The 23707-nt window shown below is 67.6% G+C and carries 32 protein-coding genes and 1 pseudogene; 29 read left to right on the top strand and 4 right to left on the bottom strand.

Annotation, left to right across the window (positions count from 1 at the left end):
- Positions 1-9 precede the first annotated feature (9 nt).
- Positions 10-1611 carry an MFS transporter gene (locus AU194_RS14145; RefSeq protein WP_059089891.1) on the bottom strand — a complete coding sequence of 534 codons (1602 nt, stop codon included), beginning with the start codon at positions 1609-1611 and terminating at the stop codon, positions 10-12.
- 111 nt (positions 1612-1722) lie between these two features.
- Here AU194_RS14145 and AU194_RS14140 point away from each other — a divergent pair, with 111 nt between their 5' ends.
- Complete coding sequence (locus AU194_RS14140; RefSeq protein WP_059089890.1) at positions 1723-2367, top strand: TetR/AcrR family transcriptional regulator; 645 nt, start codon at positions 1723-1725, stop codon at positions 2365-2367.
- Here AU194_RS14140 and AU194_RS14135 read toward each other — a convergent pair.
- Together AU194_RS14135 and AU194_RS14130 are read right to left on the bottom strand one after the other, a co-directional pair.
- Positions 2333-3595 carry a cytochrome P450 gene (locus tag AU194_RS14135; RefSeq protein WP_059089889.1) on the bottom strand — a complete coding sequence of 421 codons (1263 nt, stop codon included), beginning with the start codon at positions 3593-3595 and terminating at the stop codon, positions 2333-2335. The genes AU194_RS14140 and AU194_RS14135 overlap by 35 nt on opposite strands.
- Before the next feature lie 92 nt (positions 3596-3687).
- Positions 3688-4938 carry a cytochrome P450 gene (locus AU194_RS14130; RefSeq protein ID WP_059089888.1) on the bottom strand — a complete coding sequence of 417 codons (1251 nt, stop codon included), beginning with the start codon at positions 4936-4938 and terminating at the stop codon, positions 3688-3690.
- Positions 4939-5101: 163 nt separating this feature from the next.
- Between AU194_RS14130 and AU194_RS14125 the strand changes: the two genes are divergently transcribed.
- The 12 genes and pseudogenes from AU194_RS14125 to rpsQ all read left to right on the top strand — a co-directional run bounded on the left by AU194_RS14125 (position 5102) and on the right by rpsQ (position 12375).
- Complete coding sequence (locus tag AU194_RS14125) at positions 5102-6649, top strand: carboxylesterase/lipase family protein (protein ID WP_197417623.1); 1548 nt, start codon at positions 5102-5104, stop codon at positions 6647-6649.
- A 354-nt stretch (positions 6650-7003) separates the two neighbouring features.
- Positions 7004-7309 (top strand): 30S ribosomal protein S10, encoded by a 306-nt coding sequence (gene rpsJ / locus AU194_RS14120; RefSeq protein ID WP_003883485.1) that lies wholly within the window; start codon positions 7004-7006, stop codon positions 7307-7309.
- A 12-nt stretch (positions 7310-7321) separates the two neighbouring features.
- Positions 7322-7975 carry a 50S ribosomal protein L3 gene (gene rplC, locus AU194_RS14115; protein ID WP_059089886.1) on the top strand — a complete coding sequence of 218 codons (654 nt, stop codon included), beginning with the start codon at positions 7322-7324 and terminating at the stop codon, positions 7973-7975.
- A complete protein-coding gene (gene rplD, locus AU194_RS14110) occupies positions 7976-8623 on the top strand; it encodes a 50S ribosomal protein L4 (protein WP_059089885.1) in 648 nt (215 codons plus the stop codon).
- Entirely contained in the window at positions 8623-8925 is a 303-nt protein-coding gene (gene rplW / locus AU194_RS14105; protein ID WP_059089884.1) for a 50S ribosomal protein L23, read from the top strand. The genes rplD and rplW overlap by 1 nt, the downstream gene beginning before the upstream one ends.
- A gap of 32 nt (positions 8926-8957) precedes the next feature.
- Positions 8958-9791 carry a 50S ribosomal protein L2 gene (gene rplB, locus AU194_RS14100; protein ID WP_059089883.1) on the top strand — a complete coding sequence of 278 codons (834 nt, stop codon included), beginning with the start codon at positions 8958-8960 and terminating at the stop codon, positions 9789-9791.
- 15 nt (positions 9792-9806) lie between these two features.
- Positions 9807-10088, top strand: a complete 282-nt coding sequence (rpsS, locus tag AU194_RS14095) for a 30S ribosomal protein S19 (protein WP_003892827.1) — start codon at positions 9807-9809, stop codon at positions 10086-10088.
- A pseudogene (rplV, locus tag AU194_RS14090) lies at positions 10085-10543 on the top strand (50S ribosomal protein L22); the annotation flags it as partial. The gene rpsS and the pseudogene rplV, both read left to right, overlap by 4 nt.
- 5 nt (positions 10544-10548) lie before the next feature.
- Positions 10549-11415: a 30S ribosomal protein S3 gene (gene rpsC, locus AU194_RS14085; RefSeq protein WP_059089881.1), complete on the top strand. Its 867-nt coding sequence runs from the start codon at positions 10549-10551 to the stop codon at positions 11413-11415.
- Between the two features lie 2 nt (positions 11416-11417).
- On the top strand, positions 11418-11834 hold the full coding sequence (gene rplP, locus AU194_RS14080; protein WP_059089880.1) for a 50S ribosomal protein L16: 417 nt from the start codon (positions 11418-11420) through the stop codon (positions 11832-11834).
- The gene (gene rpmC / locus AU194_RS14075; protein ID WP_059089879.1) at positions 11834-12067 is read left to right on the top strand and encodes a 50S ribosomal protein L29; all 234 of its coding nucleotides are present in this window, start codon (positions 11834-11836) and stop codon (positions 12065-12067) included. Before rplP ends, rpmC begins: the two co-directional genes overlap by 1 nt.
- Positions 12067-12375 (top strand): 30S ribosomal protein S17, encoded by a 309-nt coding sequence (rpsQ, locus tag AU194_RS14070; protein WP_059089878.1) that lies wholly within the window; start codon positions 12067-12069, stop codon positions 12373-12375. The genes rpmC and rpsQ overlap by 1 nt, the downstream gene beginning before the upstream one ends.
- 29 nt (positions 12376-12404) lie before the next feature.
- On the opposite strand, the gene AU194_RS14065 is transcribed toward rpsQ, so the two are convergent.
- Positions 12405-13115 (bottom strand): TetR/AcrR family transcriptional regulator, encoded by a 711-nt coding sequence (locus AU194_RS14065; RefSeq protein WP_059089877.1) that lies wholly within the window; start codon positions 13113-13115, stop codon positions 12405-12407.
- 55 nt (positions 13116-13170) lie between these two features.
- Here AU194_RS14065 and AU194_RS14060 point away from each other — a divergent pair, with 55 nt between their 5' ends.
- From AU194_RS14060 to AU194_RS13985, 16 genes are all read left to right on the top strand, one after another.
- Positions 13171-13827, top strand: coding sequence for a DUF2306 domain-containing protein (locus AU194_RS14060; protein WP_082698647.1), 657 nt, complete (start codon positions 13171-13173; stop codon positions 13825-13827).
- A 9-nt stretch (positions 13828-13836) separates the two neighbouring features.
- Complete coding sequence (locus AU194_RS14055) at positions 13837-16185, top strand: arylsulfatase (RefSeq protein WP_059089875.1); 2349 nt, start codon at positions 13837-13839, stop codon at positions 16183-16185.
- Between the two features lie 18 nt (positions 16186-16203).
- Positions 16204-17076 carry a formylglycine-generating enzyme family protein gene (locus tag AU194_RS14050; protein WP_059089874.1) on the top strand — a complete coding sequence of 291 codons (873 nt, stop codon included), beginning with the start codon at positions 16204-16206 and terminating at the stop codon, positions 17074-17076.
- A gap of 183 nt (positions 17077-17259) precedes the next feature.
- Complete coding sequence (rplN, locus tag AU194_RS14045) at positions 17260-17628, top strand: 50S ribosomal protein L14 (RefSeq protein WP_059089873.1); 369 nt, start codon at positions 17260-17262, stop codon at positions 17626-17628.
- Positions 17629-17946: a 50S ribosomal protein L24 gene (gene rplX, locus AU194_RS14040; protein ID WP_059089872.1), complete on the top strand. Its 318-nt coding sequence runs from the start codon at positions 17629-17631 to the stop codon at positions 17944-17946.
- Position 17947: 1 nt separating this feature from the next.
- Positions 17948-18511 carry a 50S ribosomal protein L5 gene (gene rplE, locus AU194_RS14035; RefSeq protein ID WP_059089871.1) on the top strand — a complete coding sequence of 188 codons (564 nt, stop codon included), beginning with the start codon at positions 17948-17950 and terminating at the stop codon, positions 18509-18511.
- 4 nt (positions 18512-18515) lie between these two features.
- Positions 18516-18701 (top strand): type Z 30S ribosomal protein S14, encoded by a 186-nt coding sequence (locus AU194_RS14030; protein ID WP_059089870.1) that lies wholly within the window; start codon positions 18516-18518, stop codon positions 18699-18701.
- A 77-nt stretch (positions 18702-18778) separates the two neighbouring features.
- Positions 18779-19177 carry a 30S ribosomal protein S8 gene (rpsH, locus tag AU194_RS14025; RefSeq protein WP_059089869.1) on the top strand — a complete coding sequence of 133 codons (399 nt, stop codon included), beginning with the start codon at positions 18779-18781 and terminating at the stop codon, positions 19175-19177.
- A gap of 13 nt (positions 19178-19190) precedes the next feature.
- Positions 19191-19730: a 50S ribosomal protein L6 gene (gene rplF / locus AU194_RS14020; RefSeq protein WP_059089868.1), complete on the top strand. Its 540-nt coding sequence runs from the start codon at positions 19191-19193 to the stop codon at positions 19728-19730.
- Positions 19731-19732: 2 nt separating this feature from the next.
- Positions 19733-20146, top strand: coding sequence for a 50S ribosomal protein L18 (gene rplR / locus AU194_RS14015; protein ID WP_059089867.1), 414 nt, complete (start codon positions 19733-19735; stop codon positions 20144-20146).
- A 34-nt stretch (positions 20147-20180) separates the two neighbouring features.
- Positions 20181-20846, top strand: coding sequence for a 30S ribosomal protein S5 (rpsE, locus tag AU194_RS14010; RefSeq protein ID WP_197417620.1), 666 nt, complete (start codon positions 20181-20183; stop codon positions 20844-20846).
- Positions 20847-20848: 2 nt separating this feature from the next.
- A complete protein-coding gene (gene rpmD, locus AU194_RS14005; protein ID WP_059089865.1) occupies positions 20849-21031 on the top strand; it encodes a 50S ribosomal protein L30 in 183 nt (60 codons plus the stop codon).
- Positions 21028-21477: a 50S ribosomal protein L15 gene (rplO, locus tag AU194_RS14000; protein ID WP_059089864.1), complete on the top strand. Its 450-nt coding sequence runs from the start codon at positions 21028-21030 to the stop codon at positions 21475-21477. The genes rpmD and rplO overlap by 4 nt, the downstream gene beginning before the upstream one ends.
- Positions 21478-21612: 135 nt before the next feature.
- A complete protein-coding gene (locus tag AU194_RS13995) occupies positions 21613-22347 on the top strand; it encodes an SDR family oxidoreductase (protein WP_059089863.1) in 735 nt (244 codons plus the stop codon).
- The gene (locus tag AU194_RS13990) at positions 22328-23287 is read left to right on the top strand and encodes an AraC family transcriptional regulator (RefSeq protein ID WP_059089947.1); all 960 of its coding nucleotides are present in this window, start codon (positions 22328-22330) and stop codon (positions 23285-23287) included. The genes AU194_RS13995 and AU194_RS13990 overlap by 20 nt, the downstream gene beginning before the upstream one ends.
- Before the next feature lie 130 nt (positions 23288-23417).
- Positions 23418-23707: DUF222 domain-containing protein (locus AU194_RS13985; RefSeq protein WP_157576088.1), on the top strand; the 290-nt coding region annotated here is incomplete at its 3' end.

Below are 23707 nucleotides of genomic sequence, written 5' to 3'. Positions count from 1 at the left end.
TGCGAAAGCCTAGGGCGTGTTCTCCTCGGCCGCTGACCGGTTCTCCCGCAGACGCCGGACGAGGCTCCACTGCCGCCCATCCCGCCCCGGCGACCAGACCGCGACGAACACCGCCCCGACCACCAGCAGCGCCGACAGTGCGAACAGCGCCTGGTCGGCGGCCTGCATGAAGGCGTCCTGGGCGAGGCCGGCCAACTGGTCGCCCTGCGGGCCCATTCGCTCGGCCATCGACAGTGCGTGCGCAAGCGAATCGGTTGCCGTGGCGCGGAGCTCCTCGGGCATGCCGGCGAGCTTCGGCGCCAGTGCGCTGTGATAGACGGCGGCCAGGATCGATCCCGCCACGGCGATACCCACGGCGGCACCGATCTCGCGGGTGGCGTCGTTGACCGCCGACGCGACCCCCTGCTTCTCGGTGGGTACCGCGTTCATGATCGCCGACGTCGTCGGGGCGGTGGCCAACCCGATGCCGGATGCGGCGAGCAGCATCGGCCACATGATGTCCAGGAACGTCGCGTCGGCCGTCAGGTACCGCATGAGGAACAGGCCGACGGCAAGCAGTAGAAGGCCGACTGTGACGGCGAATCGAAGCCCCACCTTCGGTAGATACAGCGGCAGTGTGCCGCCGAGAATCAGCACGGGGACGGCCAACGGGGACAAGGCGAATGCGGTCTCCAGAGCGCTGTATCCCATGACCAGCTGCATGAACTGCATGGCGACGAAGAAGAAGCCGAAGTTGGCGATGAACAGGAAGGTGATGCCTGCGGCGCCGGTCGCGAAATCCGGCCGGCGGAACAGGCGGACGTCGAGCAGCGGGTGCTCGCGACGCAACTGCACCAGCGCGAACAACACCGCCAGCACGACGCCGGCGACCAGGCATCCGAGCACGAACACGTCGGTCCAGCCGCGCGCCGGCGCTTCGACCACACCCAGGACGAAGACGGCGATCGCGGTGCCGACCAGCGCGCCCCCCACCCAGTCGATGGGGGTGGCGGTCTCGTCACGGGAGGAGCCGATGGTGCAGGTCGCCACGAACATCAGCAGCGCACCCGCGGCGAACATGTAGAAGATCGACTGCCACGAGAAGTAGTGCAGCAGTACGCCGGTGCCGAGGAATCCGAAGATGGCGCCGGACCCGGCGACACCGGCCCAGATGCCGACGGCCTTGTTGCGCTCGGACTTCGGGAACGCGGCGGTCAGCAGCGACAGGGTGGCGGGCATGATGAACGCCGCCCCGGCACCCGCGACGGCGCGCGCCACGATGATCTGCATCGGACTGTCGAACACCACCGGGGCCAGCGAGGCCAGGGCGAACACGGCGAGGCCCACCAGCAGCGCGCCCCGTCTGCCGTAGCGGTCGCCGATCGCGCCCGCGGGCAGCAGCAGACAGGCCAGTGCCAGCGTGTAACCGTCGACGATCCAGGTCAGCTGGGACTGGGTGGCGGAGGTCTGCAGCGCGATGTCGGGCAGGGCGGCGTTGAGCGCCACCATCGAGGAGATGACCAGGAGCACGTCAACGCTGGCGACCGCGAGCAGCCAGATCCGCTTCCACTTCGACAGGGTGGCGATCTCGGCGTCGATATCCTGGTCAGTGCGCGGGAGGGTGTCGACCATGTCATCTCTCTTCGGAGGGGTTCGAGACCGACGCCTCGAACGTGTAACGAGACTAACGGTCTCGTTGCAAGACCGATAGTCTTGTTCCCGCCCCGGAGGTGAAGGAAACATATGACCGCCGCGAACGGCGATCCGAGACCGGCCCGGTCCCGCGCCCGTCTGCTCGAGGCCGCGACGGCCCTGCTGCGCTCCGGCGGTCCCAGCGCGGTGACGATCGACGCGGTCACCCGCACCGCGAACGTCGCCCGCGCCACGCTCTACCGGCATTTCCCCAGCGCCAACGATCTGCTCGCCGCCGCGTTCCAGAGCATGCTGCAGCCCGCCCCGATGCCGCCGGACGACGGCAGCCTGCGCGATCAGCTGATCGCCGTCGTCGTCGGCTGGGCCGATCCGATCTCGGAGGTGCCCACCACGCTGGCCGCGATGACGTGGCTGGCGTCGGGACCGGACCTCGGCCCGTGGGCCGAGGCGCGCGATCCGGACGCGGGGAGTTCGGTGGCCTCGCTGCGCGAGCGCATCCTGCAGTCCTACGCCGCGCCGTTCGACGCGATCTTCGACGGCCCGCAGGCCGCCGAACTGGGCCTGGCCGGCGTGGACCGGATTCAGGCCATCGCGCTACTGATCGGCCCGCTGATCCTGGGCCGGCTCAGCACCCTGCCCGACTTCGACTACCACGCGTGTGCGGAAGCCGCCGTCGACGGCTTCCTGGCCACCCACGCCGTCAGCGCAGGGAGTATCGAATCGGCAGGTGCTTGAGGCCGCCGACGAACGTCGTCGCCGACAGTTCGGGCTCACCCGCCAGTTCGATGTGCTCCAACCGCGGCAGCAGTTCGGAGAACAGGCTGTTCATCTCCATCCGCGCGAGCGCCGCGCCGAGGCAGAAGTGCACGCCGTACCCGAACGCCACGTGCCGGTTGGGGTCGCGGCCGACGTCGAAGCGGAACGGCTCGTCGAACACCTCTTCGTCGCGGTTGCCGGAAACGTATGCGAGATAGACGCTTTCGCCCTTCTTGATCTGCACCCCGCGTACCTCGGTGTCTTCGGCGGCGGTGCGCATGAACTCCTTGACCGGGGTGGACCAGCGGATCATCTCCTCGACCGCGGTGCCCATCAGCGACGGATCGGCCTTGAGGCGGGCCATCTCCGCGGGGTTCTCGATGAGTGCGAGCAGCCCGCCCGAGATCGCGTCCTTGGTGGTGTCGTGGCCGGCGGCGGCGACGATGACGTAGTACGACAGCGTGTCCATGTCCGACATCGGCTCACCGTCGACGAGCCCGTTGGCGATCGCCGAGGCCAGATCCTCGGTGGGGTGCTCCCGCCGTGACGCGGTCAGCGCCGCGAAGTAGTTGAAGAAGTCGGTCAGCACCTCCATCTGCTCCTCGGGGGTGGTGCCGCGTTTGTACTCGTCGTCGTCACCGCCGAACATCTCCTGGGTCAGCAGGTGCATCCGGCCGAAGTCCTCCTCGGGCAGGCCGAGCAGCGACAGGATCACGTACAGCGGGAAGTTGACCGCGATCTCGGTGACGAAGTCGCACTCCGGGCCGATGTCGCGCATCTTGTCGACGTAGCGTTTGGCGAGTTCGTCGACGCGGATCTTCAGGTCCCGCATGGCTTTCGGCCGGAACCAGTCGGCCCCGATCGCGCGGATCTTGCGGTGGTGCGGATCGTCCATGTGGATGAGCGTCCGCAACCCCACCCCCATGTCCTGCTGGGCCTTGGCGAGGTCGTCGGCCTCGGCGGTCACCAGCAGCGGCCGCGGTTCGGACAGGAACAGATCGTTGGCCCGCTCGATCGCCATGATGTCGGCGTGTTTGGTGATCGCCCAGAACGGCCGGTACGGCGGATTGTCCACCCAGGCCACCGGGTTCTCGGCGCGCAGGCGGGCCAGCGCGGTGTGGAGTCGTCGATCGTCGGCGTAGGCCGTCGGATCGGCGAGGACCTTGGCGGCCTCGTCCATCTCCAAATCCACTGCGGACGTGCTCATGGGACTCCTCACACGGGGCTGTCTTGACGGGTGTCAGAAGTCAGCTTATGTGATCGGTGCCACTCTCGTGGAGAGCGGGTGGTCCGCGCCACTCAGCGCAGCGCGTACCGGATCGGCAGGTGCTTGAGGCCGCCGACGAAGATCGTCGAGATGAACTCCGGGTCACCGGCCAGTTCGATCGACTCCAGGCGCGGGATCAGTTCGGTGAAGAAGCTGTTCGTCTCCATCCGCGCGAGCGCGGCGCCCAGGCAGAAGTGCACGCCATAGCCGAACGACAGGTGCTTGTTGGGGTCACGGCCGACGTCGAACCGGAACGGCTGGTCGAAGACGTCCTCGTCGCGGTTGGCCGAGACGTACGACAACAGCACCGACTCGCCCTCGGCGATCGGCACCCCACGCACCTCGGTGTCGGCGGTCGCGGTGCGCATGAACTCCTTGACCGGGGTGGTCCAGCGGATCATCTCCTCGACCGCGGTGCCCATCAGTTCGGGCTGCGCCGCCAGCCGCGCCAGCTGGTCCTGGTTCTCGATCAACGCGAGCAGGCCACCGGAGATCGCGGCGCTGGTGGTGTCGTGGCCCGCGCTGGCGACGATGACGTAGTAGGACAGGCAGTCGATGTCGTTGAGGTACTCGCCGTCGAGTTTGGCGTTCGCGATCGCCGAGGCCAGATCGTCGGTCGGGTTGGCGCGCCGCTCGGCGGTCAGCGCGGTGAAGTAGCGGAAGAAGTCGGTGATGACCTCGTGCAGCTCCTCGGGGGTCTTACCGCGGGTGAACTCGTCGTCGTCGCCGCCGAACATCTCCTGGGTGAGCTTGAGCATGCGGCCGAAATCCGACTCCGGCAGCCCGAGCAGCGACAGGATCACGTACAGCGGGAAGTTGACCGCGACCTCCTGGACGAAGTCGCACTCCGGCCCCTTCTCGACCATCTTGTCGACGTAGATCTTGGCCAGTTCGTCGACGCGAGTCTTCAACGCGCGCATGGCCTTTGGGCGAAACCAGTCGGCACCCACCTTGCGGATGTCGCGGTGCAGCGGATCGTCCATGTGGATGAGCGTGCGGATGCCGCCGCCCGCGGCGAGGTTGGCCTGCGACAGGTCGTCGGTGGCGGCGGTGACGAGCATCGGGCGTGGCGCGTTGATCCACAGTTCGTTGTCCCGCTCGATCGCCATGATGTCGGCGTGCTTGGTGATCGCCCAGAACGGCCGGTAATCGGGCACGTCGACCAGTGACACCGGTGCGTGCGCGCGCAGATGCGTCAGGGCGGCGTGCAGCCGTGCCTCATCGGCGTAGGCCTTCGGATCGGCCAATACCTTCGCCGCGTCGTCGACGATTAGACTGCTCATGGTGCCTCGCTCGCTGCCAAACTTGACGGGTGTCAAAAGTCAGCTTATGTGATCGCGGCCACGAAAGGTAGTGGGGGCGGAGTGGCGCGTCGGTAGTGTCGGGGACGTGCCGCCCAGACCGGTCCGTCACCGCTGGTGTGCGGCGCTGTTGCTCGTGATCGCGATGGTCGCCGGATGCAGTTCGGCCACCCCGTCCCTCGACGCCCCCGCCGGTCCGGATCCGGCCGTCGTGCACACCGCGTCCGGCACGCTGCGTGGCGCCGTCACCCCCGACCACCGCCTGTTCGCCGGCGTTCCCTACGCCACCCCGCCCGTCGGCGCATTGCGTTGGCGTCCACCCGAACCGGCGGCGGCGTGGGAGGGCGAACGCAAGGCCACCCGATCGGGTCCCCGCTGCCTGCAGGACCCCGACGGCGACCTCGAACTCGGTCGGCAGACCGATGAGGACTGCCTGACGCTGAACGTGTGGACGCCGCCGGTGTCCGACGAGAAGCGGCCGGTGATGGTGTGGATCCACGGCGGCGCGTTCGTCAACGGCAGCGCTGCGCTCTACGACGCCGGCCGGCTGGCCGCGCGCGGCGACATCGTCGTCGTCACCGTCAACTACCGGCTCGGCACGATGGGCTTCCTCGCGCACCCCGCGCTGGGGGAGCGGGGCGACGTCGGCAACTACGGCCTGGCCGACCAGCAGGCCGCGCTGCGCTGGGTGCGCGACAACATCGCCGACTTCGGGGGTGACCCGCAGAAGGTGACCGTGGCCGGCGAATCGGCGGGCGGCATGTCGGTGTGCGACCACCTCACCGCGCCCGGGTCGCAGGGACTGTTCCGGGCCGCGATCATCCAGAGCGCGCCGTGTCTGGCGCAGGCCCCGCTTCCCGTCGCCGAACAACGCAGCCTCTATTACGCCGCGGACGCCGGCTGCCCCGATCCGGTCACCGCCGCGGCCTGCCTGCGCGCGCTCCCGGCGGACAAACTGCGCAAACCCGTCTGGTTCGTCGGCATCGGCGCCGACGAGCTGACTGGCCCCGTCACCGGTTCCGCGGCGCTGCCGACCGACCCCGTCCGCGCCATCGCCGACGGCACCGCGGCGCGGGTGCCGGTCCTGATCGGGACCAATCACGACGAGTTCACGCTGTTCGTCGCGATGCGCTATCTCCGCAACGGCGACCGCTTCACCCGCGAGGACTACCCCGGCCTGCTGGCCGACACGTTCGGCCCGGACGCCGCGCGAGTCGCCGAGCAGTACCCGCCCGAGCGTTACGGCACCGACCCGCGCGCCAACGTCGCACTCGCCTACGCGGCGGCGGTGACCGACGGCGAGTTCGCCTGCCTGGCCGACCGGATGGCCGCCGATCTCGCAGGCCGGGCCCCGGTCTACGCCTACGAGTTCAACGACCTGGAAGCCCCCGCGCCCGAACCGCTGCGCACCCTGCCGTTCCCTGTCGGCGCCAGCCACTCGCTGGAGCTGCGCTACCTGTTCGACGTCGGCGACGCGCCGGACCTGTCGCCGCCGCAACGGACGCTGGCCGATCAGATGGTCGACTACTGGAGTTCCTTCGTCACCTCCGGCGAGCCGGTCGCGGCGGGCACCCCGGCCTGGCCGCAGTTCGGGGACGGCTCCTACATGTCGCTGCAGCCGGACGGCAATCGGGTGACGACCGACTTCGCCGAGAAACACCGATGCGCCTTCTGGCGGGCATTGCAGGACTGATCCGCGAGGGCCCGGAGCGGCCCGTTCGGTACCGTGGGCGAGGCATGCCGGATGCCGTCGGCAGGGATTTGGACCAGGCCGGGATCTGGGGCATACTGTTCGGGTTGCCTTGAGCCGGGACGGTGCCTGTCGGGACCGCCTCGCGAAGGCATCCGACCGGCGCCCCACGGGCGCATCGGTCCCACTTCTCGGGTGTGACGGATTTCCGCCGCAGACGAGTGCGCGTAGGGCGACACACCCGACCGCGGGGACCGGCGAACCACAGACAGGTAAACAGCGGCGGCGACAGCCAACACTGGCCGCGCAGGGGTTTTCCCCGGCGCGGGTCACAAGCAGGAGTGAGGTAGGAAAAGCGTGGCGGGACAAAAGATCCGCATCAGGCTCAAGGCCTACGACCACGAGGCGATCGACGCCTCGGCGCGCAAGATCGTGGAGACGGTCACCCGTACCGGTGCCAGCGTGGTGGGCCCCGTGCCGCTGCCGACCGAGAAGAACGTGTACTGCGTTATCCGCTCACCGCACAAGTACAAGGACTCGCGGGAGCACTTCGAGATGCGGACGCACAAGCGGTTGATCGACATCCTCGACCCGACGCCGAAGACCGTCGACGCGCTCATGCGCATCGACCTTCCGGCCAGCGTCGACGTGAACATCCAGTAGGAGACCCGAGAAATGGCACGTAAAGGCATTCTGGGCACCAAGCTGGGCATGACGCAGGTGTTCGACGAGAACAACAAGGTCGTGCCGGTGACGGTCGTCAAGGCAGGCCCGAACGTCGTGACCCGGATCCGTACCCCGGAGCGCGACGGTTACAGCGCGGTGCAGCTCGCCTACGGCGAGATCAGCCCCCGCAAGGTCATCAAGCCGGTGACCGGTCAGTACGCCGCCGCCGGCGTCAATCCGCGCCGCCACCTCGCCGAGCTGCGGCTCGACGACGAGTCGGCCGTCGCGGAGTACGAGGTCGGCCAGGAGCTGACGGCGGAGGTCTTCGCCGAGGGCGCATACGTCGACGTCACCGGCACCAGCAAGGGCAAGGGTTTCGCGGGCACCATGAAGCGCCACGGCTTCAAGGGCCAGGGCGCCGCGCACGGCGCGCAGGCGGTGCACCGCCGCCCCGGTTCCATCGGTGGCTGCGCCACCCCGGGCCGTGTCTTCAAGGGCACCCGCATGTCAGGCCGGATGGGTAGCGACCGTGTGACGACGCAGAACCTCGTCGTGCACAAGGTCGACGCCGACAACGGCGTCCTGCTCATCAAGGGCGCCATCCCGGGTCGCAACGGTGGACTGGTGATGGTCCGCAGCGCAATCAAGCGAGGCGAGAAGTAAATGGCAACCACAATTGAGGTCAAGACGCCGGCAGGCACCACCGACGGATCCGTCGAACTGCCCGCCGAGCTGTTCGACGTCGAGCCCAACATCGCGCTGATGCACCAGGTGGTCACCGCGCAGCTGGCCGCCAAGCGGCAGGGCACGCACGCGACCAAGACCCGCGGCGAGGTCTCCGGTGGCGGCAAGAAGCCGTACCGCCAGAAGGGCACCGGCCGCGCCCGTCAGGGTTCGACGCGTGCACCGCAGTTCACCGGTGGTGGCACCGTGCACGGCCCGCAGCCGCGCGACTACAGCGAGCGGACCCCGAAGAAGATGATCCGCGCCGCACTGCGCGGGGCGCTCTCGGACCGGGCCCGCAACGGCCGCATCCACGCGGTCACCGAACTGGTGGAGGGTCAGACCCCGTCGACCAAGAGCGCCAAGGCGTTCCTGTCGACGCTGACCGAACGCAAGCAGGTCCTCATCGTGATCGGCCGCGCCGACGAGACCAGCACGCGCAGCGTGCGCAACCTGCCCGGCGTGCACCTGATCTCGCCGGATCAGCTCAACACCTACGACGTGCTCAAGGCCGACGACGTGGTGTTCAGCGTCGAGGCGCTGAACGCGTACATCGCTGCCAACAGCAAGCAGGAGGCGACGGCCTGATGGCAACCGTGACTGATCCCCGCGACATCATCCTGGCGCCGGTCATCTCGGAGAAGTCCTACGGACTGATCGAGGACAACGTCTACACGTTCATCGTGCACCCGGACTCGAACAAGACCCAGATCAAGATCGCCATCGAGAAGATCTTCAAGGTCAAGGTCGATTCGGTGAACACGGCCAACCGGCAGGGCAAGCGTAAGCGCACCCGCACCGGGTACGGACAGCGCAAGAGCACCAAGCGCGCGATCGTGACCCTGGCGGCGGGCAGCAAGCCGATCGACCTGTTCGGAGCACCGGCCTGAGCCGGGCGAGAAGCTAGAGAGACTTAAGAGAAATGGCAATTCGCAAGTACAAGCCGACGACCCCGGGTCGCCGCGGTGCCAGCGTCTCCGATTTCGCCGAGATCACTCGCTCGACCCCGGAGAAGTCGCTGGTCCGCCCGCTGCACGGCAAGGGTGGGCGTAACGCGCACGGCCGCATCACCACCCGGCACAAGGGTGGCGGCCACAAGCGCGCCTACCGCGTCATCGACTTCCGTCGCCACGACAAGGACGGCGTCAACGCCAAGGTCGCTCACATCGAGTACGACCCCAACCGCACTGCGAACATCGCACTGCTGCACTACCTGGACGGCGAGAAGCGCTACATCATCGCGCCGTACGGCCTGAAGCAGGGGGCGATCGTCGAGTCCGGCGCCAACGCCGACATCAAGCCCGGCAACAACCTGCCGCTGCGCAACATCCCGTCGGGCACCGTGATCCACGCTGTGGAGCTGCGGCCCGGTGGTGGCGCGAAGTTGGCCCGCTCGGCCGGCGTCAGCATCCAGCTGCTGGGTAAGGAAGGCGCGTACGCCACGCTGCGTATGCCCTCGGGCGAGATCCGCCGCGTCGACGTGCGCTGCCGCGCCACCGTCGGCGAGGTCGGCAACGCCGAACAGGCCAACATCAACTGGGGCAAGGCCGGCCGTATGCGGTGGAAGGGCAAGCGCCCCACCGTCCGCGGTGTCGTGATGAACCCGGTCGACCACCCGCACGGTGGTGGTGAGGGTAAGACCTCCGGTGGCCGTCACCCGGTCAGCCCGTGGGGTAAGCCCGAGGGTCGTACTCGCAAGAACAAGCCGAGCGACAAGCTCATCGTCCGACGCCGGCGCACCGGCAAGAAGCGCTAGGCAGGGGAGTAAACAATGCCACGCAGCCTGAAGAAGGGCCCGTTCGTCGACGACCATCTGCTCAAGAAGGTCGACGTCCAGAACGAGAAGAACACCAAGCAGGTCATCAAGACCTGGTCGCGTCGGTCGACCATCATCCCGGACTTCATCGGTCACACCTTCGCCGTCCACGACGGTCGCAAGCACGTGCCGGTGTTCGTCACCGAGGCGATGGTCGGGCACAAGCTGGGCGAATTCGCCCCCACCCGCACCTTCAAGGGTCACATCAAGGATGACCGGAAGAGCAAGAGGCGATGACAACCACCATTGAGTATCCGTCGGCGACCGCAAAGGCCCGCTTCGTGCGCGTCTCGGCGACCAAGGCGCGCCGGGTGATCGACCTGGTGCGCGGTAAGTCCGTGTCCGAGGCGCTCGACATCCTGCGCTGGGCGCCGCAGCAGGCCAGCGAGCCGGTCGCCAAGGTGATCGCCAGCGCCGCCGCCAACGCGCAGAACAACGAGGGCCTCGACCCGGCGACGCTCGTGGTTGCCGCGATCTACGCCGACGAGGGCCCGACCGCCAAGCGCATCCGTCCGCGCGCCCAGGGGCGTGCGTTCCGGATCCGCAAGCGGACCAGCCACATCACGGTGATCGTCGAGAGTCGCCCGCAGAAGAACCAGGGAGCCTCGGCTTCAGCGGCGCGTGCGCGTCGTGCGCAGGCCAGCAAGGCTGCGTCCTCGAAGACCGCCGCCGCCGATTCGAAGGAGGGCTCGGAGTAGTGGGCCAGAAGATCAACCCCCACGGCTTCCGCCTCGGCATCACGACCGAGTGGAAGTCCCGGTGGTACGCCGACAAGCAGTACAAGGACTACGTCAAGGAAGACGTGGCGATCCGCCGGCTGCTGGCCACCGGTCTCGAGCGCGCCGGCATCGCCGACGTGGAGATCGAGCGGACCCGCGACCGGGTGCGCGTCGACATCCACACCGCGCGTCCCGGCATCGTGATCGGCCGCCGCGGCACCGAGGCCGACCGCATCCGCGCCGACCTGGAGAAGCTCACCAAGAAGCAGGTGCAGCTGAACATCCTCGAGGTGAAGAACCCTGAGTCGCAGGCTCAGCTCGTCGCCCAGGGTGTCGCCGAACAGCTCAGCAACCGTGTGGCGTTCCGCCGCGCGATGCGCAAGGCGATCCAGTCGGCCATGCGGCAGCCCAACGTCAAGGGCATCCGGGTGCAGTGCTCCGGCCGTCTCGGCGGCGCCGAGATGAGCCGCTCGGAGTTCTACCGCGAAGGCCGGGTGCCGCTGCACACGCTGCGCGCCGACATCGACTACGGCCTGTACGAGGCCAAGACCACCTTCGGCCGCATCGGCGTGAAGGTGTGGATCTACAAGGGCGACATCGTCGGTGGGAAGCGTGAGCTGACCGCCGCCGCGCCCGCGGGCGCCGACCGTCCGCGCCGTGAGCGTCCGTCGGGCAGCCGCCCGCGTCGCAGCGGTGCGTCGGGGACCACGGCAACCAGCACCGACGCCGGCCGGGCCGCCACCAGCGGCACGGCACCTGCGGGCAGCGCCGCGGCCAATGCCACGGCTCCGGCTGCGGCCGACGCGGTGGCCGCCGAATCGACTACAGAGAATTCCGGGAGCTGAGCATGCTGATCCCTCGTAAGGTCAAGCACCGCAAGCAACATCACCCCAAGCAGCGCGGCATCGCCAGCGGGGGCACGTCGGTGAGCTTCGGTGACTATGGCATCCAGGCGCTTGAACACGCCTACATCACCAACCGGCAGATCGAGTCCGCTCGTATCGCCATCAACCGGCACATCAAGCGTGGCGGCAAGGTGTGGATCAACATCTTCCCGGACCGTCCGCTGACCAAGAAGCCCGCCGAGACCCGTATGGGTTCCGGTAAGGGTTCGCCGGAGTGGTGGGTCGCCAACGTCAAGCCCGGCCGCGTGCTCTTCGAGCTGAGCTACCCGGACGAGAAGACCGCCCGTGACGCGCTGACCCGCGCCATCCACAAGCTGCCGATCAAGGCGCGCATCGTTACCAGAGAGGAGAACTTCTGATGGCAGTTGGAGTTTCGCCTGGTGAACTGCGCGAGCTGACCGACGACGAGTTGACCGAACGGCTGCGTGAGTCGAAGGAAGAACTGTTCAACCTTCGCTTCCAGATGGCCACCGGACAGCTCGCCAACAACCGCCGGCTCCGTGTCGTGCGGCAGGAGATTGCGCGCGTGTACACCGTGCTGCGCGAACGTGAACTGGGCCTGGCTTCCGGGCCCGCAGGTGAGGAATCGTAATGGCAGACACAGGAACTTCGGGTAAGGGGCCGGCATACACCCCCCGCACCGAGAAGCCGCGTAACCGCCGCAAGACGGCCATCGGCTACGTGGTGAGCGACAAGATGCAGAAGACCATCGTCGTCGAGCTGGAATCGCGTAAGAGCCACCCGCTCTACGGCAAGATCATCCGGACCACGACCAAGGTCAAGGCCCACGACGAGAACGGCGAAGCCGGCGTCGGCGACCGCGTCTCGCTGATGGAGACTCGGCCGCTGTCGGCCACCAAGCGGTGGCGCCTGGTCGAGATCCTCGAGAAGGCCAAGTAAGCAGCTGATCTACGGCAAACCCCGACACGTCATGTGTCGGGGTTTTCTGTATCTGCGGACGTCCCGATGCCGGCGACCACCGCGGCCAGCCCGGTCCGGAAGTCGGACATCCGGTCGGTGTCCCCGTCGAAGGCGCCGGCGTCCAGCGCGGCGGCGAGCGCCGCGAACCGTGTGGGGTCGACGACCTGGCGCAGCAGGTGCGGGAAGGCCGTGTCGGATTCGTCTGCGGCGATGTCGAGCGCCGCCGCACCGCGGACGTAGTGCAGGACGGCCATCACCGCGGCCAGTTTCCCCCGCTCCGAAAGCCCCGTATCCGTCAGCGCGGCCAGACCCTGGTTCAGCCATGCCAGCTGACCCGGGTCGGCGGGCGGTCCAGCGGCAGCGGCGGCGAGTATCCAGGGGTGGCGGTGGTAGACGTCCCACAGCCCTTCGGCCCACGTGGTGATCGCGGTGCGCCACCCGTCGCCCGGTAGTTGCGGTGGGGTGCCGGATGCGGCGGACAGCATGAACGTGACGAGTTCGTCCTTGTTGGCGACGTGCCGGTAGAGCGACATCGTGCCGCACCCCAGCCGTTGCGCGAGCCGGCCCATCGACAGCGCGGCGAGCCCGTCGGCGTCCGCGAGGTCGATCGCCGCGTCGACGATGCGTTCCCGCGACAGGCCACGCGGGCGCGGCGGCGGCGTGCCGTCCTGCTGCCACAGCACGGCGAGGGCGCGGGGGAGGGGTGGCGGTTCGTCCATCGGCGTTCAGCGTAGTGCTTCCCGTGGTATGTGCGTATGTCATACGCTTATGCGTATGCGATACGCAAAGTGGGTGACGGTGCTGATGGTCGCCGTTTTCATTGGCTACTCCGTCCCGCCCTACCTGACAGGCGGGACGCGGGTCCCGCCCACCTTCGCCCTGCACCACCCGCTGTTGGTGGTGCACGTGTTCTGTGCATCGGTCGCGATGGTCGGCGCGGTGATCCAGCTCTGGTCGGCGACGTGGCGCGGGGTGCCGCGGTGGCACCGCGCCATCGGTCGGGTCTACGTCGCGGCGACGGTCCCCGCGGCGCTCACCGCGCTGGTGATCGGCGCGGCCACGCCGTTCGGGCCGCTGCTGGCGGTGAGCAACGTGGTCCTCGGCGTGTTGTGGCTGTGGTTCACCGTCGCCGGGTTCCGCGCGGTGCGGCGCGGCCGCATCGTCGCGCACCGGCGGCACATGCTGTGCAGCGCGGTGCTCGCGCTGTCGGTGATCAGCAACCGGATCTGGACACCGGTGTTGTTCGTGGCGCTCGACCCGTTGCGCGACAGCGTGTTTCGGGGCAACGACGAGCACTATCTCTGGTTGGTGGCCGGGATCGGCGGCTGGCTCGGGTGGCTGCTTCCGCTGCTGCTGGTGAATCTGTGGCTGCGACGGCGGATTCCGCGATCGTCACCTGTTCAACGGAGTCGGGAGGATCATCCGGTGTAATCTCCGGGCGTGGCGACGGAATTCAAGGGCAAGATCGAACTGGACATCCGTGATTCCGAACCGGACTGGGGCCCGTTCGCCCCGCCGACGGCACCACCCGATGCGCCCAATGTGCTCTATCTCGTCTGGGACGACATCGGCATCGCGACATGGGACTGCTTCGGCGGCCTGGTCGAGATGCCCGCGATGAGCCGGATCGCCGAACGCGGTGTGCGACTCTCGCAGTTCCACACCACCGCGCTGTGTTCGCCGACGCGCGCCGCGCTGCTCACCGGGCGCAACCCCACCACCGTCGGCATGGCGACCATCGAGGAATTCACCGACGGTTTCCCGAACGCCAACGGCCGCATCCCGTTCGACACCGCGCTGATCTCCGAGGTGCTCGCCGAGAACGGCTACAACACCTACTGCGTCGGCAAATGGCATCTCACCCCGCTCGAGGAGTCGAATCTCGCATCGACCAAACGGCATTGGCCGCTGTCGCGCGGATTCGAACGGTTCTACGGCTTCATGGGCGGTGAGACCGACCAGTGGTATCCCGAACTCGTCTACGACAACCACCCGATCGCACCGCCCGGCACCCCCGACGACGGCTACCACCTGTCGAAGGACCTGGCCGACAAGACCATCGAGTTCATCCGCGACGCCAAGGTGATCGCACCGGACAAGCCCTGGTTCTCCTACGTGTGCCCCGGCGCAGGCCACGCACCGCACCACGTGTTCAAGGAGTGGGCCGACCGCTACGCCGGCCGCTTCGACATGGGTTATGAGCGCTACCGGGAGATCGTGCTGGAGAACCAGAAGCGGTTGGGCATCGTACCGCCGGACACCGAACTCTCCCCGGTCAACCCGTACGCCGACGTGACCGGGCCCAACGGCGAACCGTGGCCTGCCCAGGACACCGTGCGGCCGTGGGATTCGTTGTCGGACAACGAGAAGCGGTTGTTCAGCCGGATGGCGGAGGTGTTCGCCGGGTTCCTGTCCTACACCGACGCGCAGATCGGCCGGATCCTCGACTACCTCGAGGAGTCGGGTCAGCTCGACAACACGATCATCGTGGTCATCTCCGACAACGGCGCCAGTGGCGAAGGCGGACCGGACGGTTCAGTCAACGAGACGAAGTTCTTCAACGGCTACATCGACACCGCCGAGGAGGGGCTCAAGGTCATCGACGACCTCGGCGGCCCGCACACCTACAACCACTATCCGATCGGCTGGGCGATGGCGTTCAACACGCCCTACAAGCTGTTCAAGCGCTACGCCTCACACGAGGGCGGGATCGCCGACACCGCGATCATCTCCTGGCCCAACGGGATCGCCGCGCACGGCGAGGTCCGCGACAACTACGTCAACGTCGCCGACATCACCCCGACGGTCTACGACCTGCTCGGCATCACCGCACCCGCATCCGTGCGCGGAGTGCCGCAGAAACCGCTCGACGGCGTGAGTTTCAAGGTGACACTGGACAATCCGACCGCACCCACCGGCAAGGACACCCAGTTCTACTCGATGCTGGGCACCCGCGGCATCTGGCACAAGGGCTGGTTCGCGGGCACCGTGCACGCCGCGTCGCCCGCAGGCTGGTCGCATTTCGACAAGGACCGGTGGGAGCTGTTCCACATCGAGGCCGACCGCGCACAGATCCACGATCTGGCCGCCGAACACCCCGAGAAACTCGAGGAGCTCAAGGCGCTGTGGTTCAGCGAGGCCGACAAGTACAACGGGCTGCCGCTGGGCGATCTCAACATCTTCGACACCATCGGCCGGTACCGGCCGGGTGTGGCCCCGGCCCGTGAGAAGTACGTGTACTACCCGGGCACCGCGGACGTGGGTGTGGGCGCGGTCGTGGAACTGCAGGGCCGCTCGTTCGTCGTGCTGGCCGAGGTGGCCGTCGACGACGGCGCGCAGGGCGTGGTGTTCAAACATGGCGGCGCACACGGCGGTCACGTGATGTTCGTGCAGGACGGGCGGTTGCACTACGTCTACAACTTCCTCGGCGAGTCCGAACAGAAGCTGACGTCGTCGCAGCCGGTTCCGGTGGGCCGCCACACTTTCGGCATCGCCTACACCAGGACCGGCACGGTCGAGGGCAGCCACACCCCGCTCGGGGACGCGGTGCTCTACATCGACGACGCCGAGGTCGCGTCGTATCCGGGCATGGTGACCCACCCGGGAACGTTCGGACTGGCCGGCGCCACGCTGGCCGTCGGCCGCAACACCGGATCGCCGGTGTCGCGGGACTACCGGCCGCCGTTCGCGTTCACCGGCGGCACCATCGCCCAGATCTCCTACGACGTCTCGGGCACGCCGTACCTGGACCTCGAGCGGGAACTCGCCCGCGCGTTCGCCAAGGACTGAGACGCCTACGCTGCAACCATGTTGACCGAGCTGGTCGAACTGCCCGGCGGCGCCTTCCGGATGGGTTCGGTGCAGTTCTATCCGGAAGAGGTCCCGGTGCACACCGTGACCGTGGAACCGTTCGCGATCGAACGCCACCCCGTCACCAACGCGCAGTTCGCCGCGTTCGTCGACGCGACCGGATACGTCACCGTCGCCGAACAGGCCCTCGACCCCGCGCTGTATCCCGGGGTGCCGCCCGCGGACCTCGTCCCCGGTGCGCTGGTGTTCCAGCCCACGCCTGGACCCGTCGACCTGCGGGACTGGCGGCAGTGGTGGACGTGGTCACCGGGCGCGTGCTGGCACCGCCCGTTCGGGGAGGGCTCCACCTGGCGGGACCGGCCCGACCACCCCGTCGTGCAGATCGCCTATCCCGATGCGGCGGCCTACGCGAAGTGGGCAGGTCGGGCACTGCCCACCGAGGCGCAGTGGGAGTACGCCGCCCGCGCCGGTGCGGTGAGCACCTACGCCTGGGGTGACGAGCCGCAGCCCGGCGGCACGCTGATGGCCAACACCTGGCAGGGCCGGTTCCCGTACCGCAACGACGGTGCGCTCGGCTGGGTCGGCACCTCGCCGGTGGGGACGTTCCCCGCCAACGGCTTCGGGCTCGTCGACATGATCGGCAATGTGTGGGAGTGGACGACCACGCGCTTCTCCGCACATCACCGCCCCGACGGCGCCGTCGAGTCCTGCTGCAGCCCGACCGCCCCGGATCCGACCGTCAACCAGACGCTCAAGGGCGGCTCGCACCTGTGCGCACCGGAGTACTGTCATCGCTACCGGCCCGCCGCGCGCTCCCCGCAGTCACAGGACAGCGCCACCACGCACATCGGATTCCGCTGCATCGGCTGACGTGCGCGGAGGCTGACCTGCGGCGATTTTGTTCTGTGCCGGTCCTCACCTAGAATCAAACGGTTGCCTTGGGCAGACCTCGGCTGATCTCGATATCAGCCCTGCGTGCTCTTCGGTGACAGCAAGGACCGCGTACGTCAGGTCGGTATCTGGCGTGCAGACATAACCAGGTCAGGAGATCGAGTGATTCAGCAGGAATCGCGGTTGAAGGTCGCCGACAACACGGGCGCCAAGGAGATCTTGTGCATCCGCGTTCTCGGTGGTTCATCGCGACGCTACGCAGGCATCGGTGATGTCATCGTGGCCACCGTCAAGGAAGCCATCCCGGGCGCCAACGTCAAACGCGGCGACGTCGTCAAGGCCGTCGTGGTGCGCACCGTCAAGGAGCGCCGCCGCGCCGACGGCAGCTACATCAAGTTCGACGAGAACGCCGCAGTGATCATCAAGAACGACAACGATCCGCGCGGCACCCGCATCTTCGGGCCCGTCGGCCGCGAGCTGCGTGAGAAGAAGTTCATGAAGATCGTCTCGCTCGCCCCGGAGGTGTTGTAGATGAAGGTCCACAAGGGCGACACCGTGCTGGTGATCTCCGGTAAGGACAAGGGCGCCAAGGGCAAGGTCCTGCAGGCCTACCCGGATCGCAACAAGGTCCTCGTCGAGGGCGTCAACCGCATCAAGAAGCACACCGCGCAGTCGGCCAACGAGCGCGGCGCATCGTCGGGCGGGATCGTCACGCAGGAGGCGCCGATCCACGTCTCGAACGTGATGCTCGTCGATTCCGACGGCAACCCCACCCGCATCAGCTACCGCGTCGACGAAGAGACCGGCAAGAAGGTGCGCGTCTCCAAGCGCAACGGCAAGGACATCTGAGATGACTACCGCAGAGAAGACCCTCCCGCGTTTGAAGCAGCGCTACCGCGAGGAAATCCGCGAGTCGCTGCAGCAGCAGTTCGGCTACGCCAACGTCATGCAGATCCCCGGCGTGGTGAAGGTCGTCGTCAACATGGGCGTCGGCGACGCCGCCCGTGACGCCAAGCTGATCAACGGCGCGGTCAACGACCTCGCCCTGATCACTGGGCAGAAGCCGGAGATTCGGCGCGCCCGCAAGTCCATCGCTCAGTTCAAGCTGCGCGAGGGGATGCCGATCGGCGCCCGCGTGACCCTGCGCGGCGACCGGATGTGGGAGTTCCTCGACCGCCTGGTCGCGATCGCGCTGCCGCGTATCCGCGACTTCCGCGGCCTGAACCCCAAGCAGTTCGACGGCACCGGCAACTACACCTTCGGTCTGACCGAGCAGTCGATGTTCCACGAGATCGACGTGGACAGCATCGACCGCCCGCGCGGTATGGACATCACCGTCGTGACCACGGCGACGAACGACGAAGAAGGACGAGCGCTGCTGCGGGCGCTGGGCTTCCCCTTCAAGGAGAACTGAGCTAATGGCAAAGAAAGCACTGGTCAACAAGGCCAACAAGAAGCCGAAGTTCAAGGTGCGGGCTTACACCCGTTGCCAGCGCTGCGGTCGTCCGCATTCCGTGTTCCGCAAGTTCGGCCTGTGCCGGATCTGCCTGCGGGAGATGGCCCACGCCGGCGAACTGCCCGGTGTGCAGAAGTCCAGCTGGTAAGCCAGCCCAACTAACAAAGCAGTTGCGGAAGGCCCTGGCGCACAGGGAACCGCCGCGAGAAAGGTGAACCGGCTGTCATGACCATGACGGATCCGATCGCAGACTTCTTGACACGTCTGCGCAACGCCAATTCGGCGTACCACGATGAGGTGACTCTGCCGCACTCGAAGATCAAGGCGAACATCGCCGAGATCCTCAAGGCGGAGGGCTACATCTCCGATTACCGCACCGAGGACGCCCGCGTCGGCAAGTCCCTGGTGGTTCAGCTCAAGTACGGCCCCAGCCGTGAGCGCAGCATCGCCGGCCTGCGACGGGTGTCCAAGCCCGGTCTGCGGGTCTACGCGAAGTCGACCAATCTGCCCCGCGTGCTCGGTGGCCTGGGCGTGGCGATCATCTCCACGTCGTCGGGTCTGCTCACCGATCGCCAGGCAGCTCGATCCGGCGTGGGCGGCGAAGTCCTCGCCTACGTCTGGTGAGGGGGTAGGAAACATGTCGCGTATTGGAAAGCAGCCGGTTCCGGTTCCCGCCGGCGTCGACGTCACGATCGATGGTCAGAACGTGTCGGTGAAGGGTCCCAAGGGCACCCTGTCGCTGGCCGTCGCCGAGCCGATCGCCGTGGCGCGTGACGACGAGGGCGCCATCGTGGTGACCCGCCCCAACGACGAGCGCCGCAACCGCTCGCTGCACGGGCTGTCCCGCACCCTGGTGGCCAACCTCGTCGAGGGCGTCACCCAGGGCTACACCACCAAGATGGAGATCTACGGCGTCGGTTACCGCGTCGCGCTCAAGGGTTCCAACCTGGAGTTCGCGCTCGGATACAGCCACCCCGTGGTCATCGAGCCGCCGGAGGGCATCACCTTCGCGGTCGAGACGCCCACGAAGTTCTCGGTCACGGGTATCGACAAGCAGAAGGTCGGCCAGATCTCGGCGATCATCCGCCGCCTGCGCCGCCCCGACCCCTACAAGGGCAAGGGCGTGCGGTACGAGGGTGAGCAGATCCGCCGCAAGGTCGGAAAGACAGGTAAGTAGACATGGCTACAGCTCAACAAGCTGATGCAACCAAGCTGCACAAGCCGGTCGGGGCGAACATCTCCCAGACGCGCCGGCGCGACCGCATCCGTCGCCACGCGCGGCTGCGCAAGAAGGTCTCGGGTACGGCAGAACGGCCGCGTCTGGTCGTCAACCGCTCCTCGCGGCACATCCACGTACAGTTGGTGGACGATCTCACCGGTACGACGCTGGCCGCCGCCTCCTCGATCGAGGGTGACGTGCGGGCCGTCGAAGGTGACAAGAAGGCGCACAGCGTGCGGGTCGGTCAGTTGATCGCCGAGCGCGCGAAGGCGGCGGGTATCGAAGAGGTGGTGTTCGACCGTGGTGGCTACACCTACGGCGGTCGGATCGCCGCGCTAGCCGACGCCGCGCGTGAAGGCGGGCTGAAGTTCTGATGACCGACGTGTACAAGACTGGAAGGACTGCATGATGGCCGAGCAGGCAACCAATGCCGGGCCGGCGACATCCGACGGCCGCGGCGGGCGGGACGACCGTGGTGGTCGTGGCCGCCGCGACGACCGTGGCGGCCGTGGCCGCGACGGCGGCGACAAGAGCAACTACCTCGAGCGGGTCGTCTCGATCAACCGCGTCTCCAAGGTGGTCAAGGGCGGTCGGCGGTTCAGCTTCACCGCGCTGGTCATCGTCGGTGACGGCAACGGCATGGTCGGTGTCGGCTACGGCAAGGCCAAGGAAGTCCCGGCCGCCATCGCCAAGGGCGTCGAGGAGGCTCGTAAGGGCTTCTTCCGCGTGCCGCTGATCGGCGGGACCATCGTGCACCCGGTGCAGGGTGAAGCCGCCGCGGGTGTGGTCATGCTGCGCCCGGCCAGCCCGGGTACCGGTGTGATCGCCGGTGGTGCGGCTCGCGCGGTGCTGGAATGCGCCGGCGTGCACGACATCCTGGCCAAGTCACTGGGCAGCGACAACGCGATCAACGTGGTGCATGCCACCGTTGCCGCGCTGAAGATGATCCAGCGTCCCGAAGAGGTCGCGGCCCGCCGTGGTCTGCCGCTGGAAGACGTTGCGCCGGCCCGCATGCTCAAGGCCCGGCGTGAGGCTGACGCGCTCGCCGCGTCCTCGGCACGCGAGGGGTCCTGATCATGGCAGAACTGAAGATCACCCAGGTCCGCGGCACCATCGGTGCGCGCTGGAAGCAGCGGGAGAGCCTGCGCACGCTCGGCTTGCGGAAGATCCGCCAGTCGGTCGTCCGTGAGGACAATGCGCAGACCCGCGGCCTCATCAAGACCGTGCATCACCTCGTAGAGGTGGAGGAAGTGCAATGACAGAGCCGATCAAACTCCACGACCTGAAGCCCGCTCCGGGGTCGAAGACCGCGAAGACGCGCGTCGGCCGTGGTGAGGGTTCCAAGGGTAAGACCGCGGGTCGCGGTACCAAGGGCACCGGCGCCCGCAAGAACGTCCCCGTGGGCTTCGAGGGCGGGCAGATGCCGATCCACATGCGGCTGCCGAAGCTCAAGGGCTTCCGCAACCGCTTCCGCACCGAGTACGCCGTCATCAACGTCGGCGACCTCGGCCGGCTGTTCCCGAACGGCGGCGAGGTGGGCATCGACGAGCTCGTTGCCTCCGGCGCCGTTCGCAAGAACACGCTGGTCAAGGTTCTCGGCGACGGCAAGCTGAGCGCGGCGGTCAACGTCACCGCTCACAAGTTCAGCGGTAGCGCCCGCGAGAAGATCACGGCGGCAGGCGGTTCGGCCACCGAGCTGTCCTGATACGTCCGCAGAAGACCCCGGCACACTTCGGTGCGCCGGGGTTTTCTCGTTTCACGGTGTGCGCCAGACGATCCGTGAAGGATTCCAGACGCCGCGTTATTTCCCGCGGTGTCTGGCGGACATAGCGTTTCCGGTATGCAGACAGTGATGATCACCGGGTGTTCGTCGGGCTACGGCTTGGCAACCGCACAACACTTCCACCGCGCGGGCTGGAACGTCGTGGCCACCATGCGCACACCGCGCGACTCGGTGCTGACGCCGGGGGAGCGGTTGACGGTGCTGCCTTTGGACGTGACGTCGCCGGCCAGCATCGCCGACGCGGTCGCGGCCAGCGGACCGATCGACGTGCTGGTCAACAACGCGGGGATCGGCGCCGTCGGCGCGTTCGAGGCCACCCCCATGGCTCTCATACGAGAGTTGTTCGAGACCAACACCTTCGGGGTGATGGCGATGACACAAGCCGTGCTGCCGCAGATGCGGGAACGGCGCAGCGGTGTGGTCGTGAACGTGACCTCCAGCGTGACGCTGACGGCGGTGCCGCTCGCCGCGGTCTACACCGCGAGCAAGATGGCCGTCGAGGGGTTCACCGCCTCGCTGGCACTGGAACTGGACCAGTTCGGTGTCCGGGCCAAACTCGTCGAGCCGGGATACGGACCGTCGACGCGGTTCGCCGCCAACGGGAGTGAGCGGTTGGCGGGGTTGGTCACCGAACCGTATGCGGCGTACGCCGCGTCCGTCATGGCCGGGTTCCGGGATTCGGACGCCGTGACGACGCCCGAGGACGTGGCGGAGGTGGTGCTGAGTGCGGCTCTCGACACCTCGGAGCGGCTGCGCTTCGCCGCCGGTGCGGATGCGGTGGCATTGGCATAGCTTGTCGTGTGTGAACCCTGCCGACGGCGCGGGACCGGTCGAGACGCTGGTGTCGCTGCTGCGTCCGCGGACGGTCGATTCGAAGATCATCAGCGGCGCTGGGTCATGGAGCGTGCGCGAGGCACCGTATGCCGATCCGGCGTTCTGCGTAATGCTGGAAGGGTCGTGCGTGTTGCGGCTCGACGGTCACGATCCGCTCGACCTGCGCGGCGGCGACTTCCTGCTCGTCACCGACATGCCGGGCTTCGTCATGGCCAGCGGGCACGACGTGGACGCACCGTCTTCGGTGTCCCTGCCGGCGTCGCGGGATGTGCGGCACGGCTCCTCGTCGGAGGTTGTGACGATGCGGATGCTCGGGGGGTACTTCCGGTTCGAACCCGCGAACGCGTCGCTGCTGGTGCCGTTGTTGCCGCGGATCGTGCTGGTGCGCCGCGATGACCCGGCCGCGGCGAGATTGCACCGGTTGGTGGGGTTGATCGGCGAGGAGACGTCGTCGGTGACGCCGTCGGCGCTGATCCTCGAGCGGCTCGTGGAGGTGCTGCTGGTCGACGCGATGCGGCTACGGGCATCGGTGGACGGGCAGCAAGGTCTGCTTGCGGGGCTTTCTGATTCAGTTGCGGCGCCTGCGCTCCGTCGGCTGCACGACCACATCGCGTACGGGTGGACGGTGGAGCGGCTCGCCAGGGAGGCAGGTGTCTCTCGCGCGGTGTTCGCCGAAAGATTCAGCCGGACAGTGGGTTTGGCGCCGATGCAGTACGTCCAGCAGCTGCGGATGGCATTGGCTCGGGAGATGCTGCGCAGCTCGGACGTGTCGATGGGCGAGATCGCGCGCAGGACCGGTTACCAGTCGGCGAGTGCGTTCACCACTGCCTTCACGAGGATGACGGGGTCCTCGCCTAGCGCGTATGCCCGGAGTCGGCGGGTTGATCTGTCGGTCTGAACGCTTGTCGGGTGTGCTGTCGACATTTGCGCGCCTTTCGCGCGGGTGAGTTATCCCCAGCGGCGCGTTCATCCACAGGCGCGGATTCTGGCGTGGTGGCGCACCGACGGTCAATGCCAGAATCGAAAGCATGTTCGGAGATCTCTCGGATGCGGCCGTGGTGGCGGCGATCGAGGAGACCACGCGCGCCGAGGCGATCGCCGCGGCCAGGCGTTCGGCGTTGGTGGCCGAGCTGGCCAGCCGACGCCGTGTCGACGCCGACGACGAGGAACGCCAGCGATGGGTGGTCGACCCGTGGGCGGCCACCGCTGCCGAGATCAGCGCCGCCATGGGGATCAGCCCTCGCGCCGCGTCCACGCAGATGTGCATCGCGCTGGCATTGCGTGACCGGCTCCCGAAAGTGGCTGCCCTGTACGCCCA

This window comes from Mycobacterium sp. GA-2829 (genome assembly GCF_001499965.1).
In the GTDB taxonomy this organism is placed as follows: Bacteria; Actinomycetota; Actinomycetes; order Mycobacteriales; family Mycobacteriaceae; genus Mycobacterium.
This window is presented reverse-complemented; position numbering and strand designations above follow the sequence as displayed.

Excerpts from the sequence above, each read along its gene's own strand:
- rpsE (WP_197417620.1), top strand. The coding sequence starts at position 20,181 with ATGGCCGAGCAGGCAACCAATGCCGGGCCGGCGACATCCGACGGCCGC.
- rpsS (WP_003892827.1), top strand. The coding sequence starts at position 9,807 with ATGCCACGCAGCCTGAAGAAGGGCCCGTTCGTCGACGACCATCTGCTC.
- rplB (WP_059089883.1), top strand. The coding sequence starts at position 8,958 with ATGGCAATTCGCAAGTACAAGCCGACGACCCCGGGTCGCCGCGGTGCC.
- rplO (WP_059089864.1), top strand. The coding sequence starts at position 21,028 with ATGACAGAGCCGATCAAACTCCACGACCTGAAGCCCGCTCCGGGGTCG.
- rplE (WP_059089871.1), top strand. The coding sequence starts at position 17,948 with ATGACTACCGCAGAGAAGACCCTCCCGCGTTTGAAGCAGCGCTACCGC.
- AU194_RS14050 (WP_059089874.1), top strand. The coding sequence starts at position 16,204 with ATGTTGACCGAGCTGGTCGAACTGCCCGGCGGCGCCTTCCGGATGGGT.
- AU194_RS14145 (WP_059089891.1), bottom strand. The coding sequence starts at position 1,611 with ATGGTCGACACCCTCCCGCGCACTGACCAGGATATCGACGCCGAGATC.
- AU194_RS14125 (WP_197417623.1), top strand. The coding sequence starts at position 5,102 with ATGGTCGCCGGATGCAGTTCGGCCACCCCGTCCCTCGACGCCCCCGCC.
- rplX (WP_059089872.1), top strand. The coding sequence starts at position 17,629 with ATGAAGGTCCACAAGGGCGACACCGTGCTGGTGATCTCCGGTAAGGAC.
- AU194_RS14135 (WP_059089889.1), bottom strand. The coding sequence starts at position 3,595 with ATGAGCACGTCCGCAGTGGATTTGGAGATGGACGAGGCCGCCAAGGTC.
- rplP (WP_059089880.1), top strand. The coding sequence starts at position 11,418 with ATGCTGATCCCTCGTAAGGTCAAGCACCGCAAGCAACATCACCCCAAG.
- AU194_RS14060 (WP_082698647.1), top strand. The coding sequence starts at position 13,171 with ATGCGATACGCAAAGTGGGTGACGGTGCTGATGGTCGCCGTTTTCATT.
- rpsQ (WP_059089878.1), top strand. The coding sequence starts at position 12,067 with ATGGCAGACACAGGAACTTCGGGTAAGGGGCCGGCATACACCCCCCGC.
- AU194_RS13990 (WP_059089947.1), top strand. The coding sequence starts at position 22,328 with ATGCGGTGGCATTGGCATAGCTTGTCGTGTGTGAACCCTGCCGACGGC.
- rpmC (WP_059089879.1), top strand. The coding sequence starts at position 11,834 with ATGGCAGTTGGAGTTTCGCCTGGTGAACTGCGCGAGCTGACCGACGAC.
- rpsH (WP_059089869.1), top strand. The coding sequence starts at position 18,779 with ATGACCATGACGGATCCGATCGCAGACTTCTTGACACGTCTGCGCAAC.
- AU194_RS14140 (WP_059089890.1), top strand. The coding sequence starts at position 1,723 with ATGACCGCCGCGAACGGCGATCCGAGACCGGCCCGGTCCCGCGCCCGT.
- rplW (WP_059089884.1), top strand. The coding sequence starts at position 8,623 with ATGGCAACCGTGACTGATCCCCGCGACATCATCCTGGCGCCGGTCATC.
- AU194_RS13995 (WP_059089863.1), top strand. The coding sequence starts at position 21,613 with ATGCAGACAGTGATGATCACCGGGTGTTCGTCGGGCTACGGCTTGGCA.
- AU194_RS14030 (WP_059089870.1), top strand. The coding sequence starts at position 18,516 with ATGGCAAAGAAAGCACTGGTCAACAAGGCCAACAAGAAGCCGAAGTTC.
- AU194_RS14065 (WP_059089877.1), bottom strand. The coding sequence starts at position 13,115 with ATGGACGAACCGCCACCCCTCCCCCGCGCCCTCGCCGTGCTGTGGCAG.
- rplD (WP_059089885.1), top strand. The coding sequence starts at position 7,976 with ATGGCAACCACAATTGAGGTCAAGACGCCGGCAGGCACCACCGACGGA.
- rplF (WP_059089868.1), top strand. The coding sequence starts at position 19,191 with ATGTCGCGTATTGGAAAGCAGCCGGTTCCGGTTCCCGCCGGCGTCGAC.
- AU194_RS14130 (WP_059089888.1), bottom strand. The coding sequence starts at position 4,938 with ATGAGCAGTCTAATCGTCGACGACGCGGCGAAGGTATTGGCCGATCCG.
- rplC (WP_059089886.1), top strand. The coding sequence starts at position 7,322 with ATGGCACGTAAAGGCATTCTGGGCACCAAGCTGGGCATGACGCAGGTG.
- rpmD (WP_059089865.1), top strand. The coding sequence starts at position 20,849 with ATGGCAGAACTGAAGATCACCCAGGTCCGCGGCACCATCGGTGCGCGC.
- rplR (WP_059089867.1), top strand. The coding sequence starts at position 19,733 with ATGGCTACAGCTCAACAAGCTGATGCAACCAAGCTGCACAAGCCGGTC.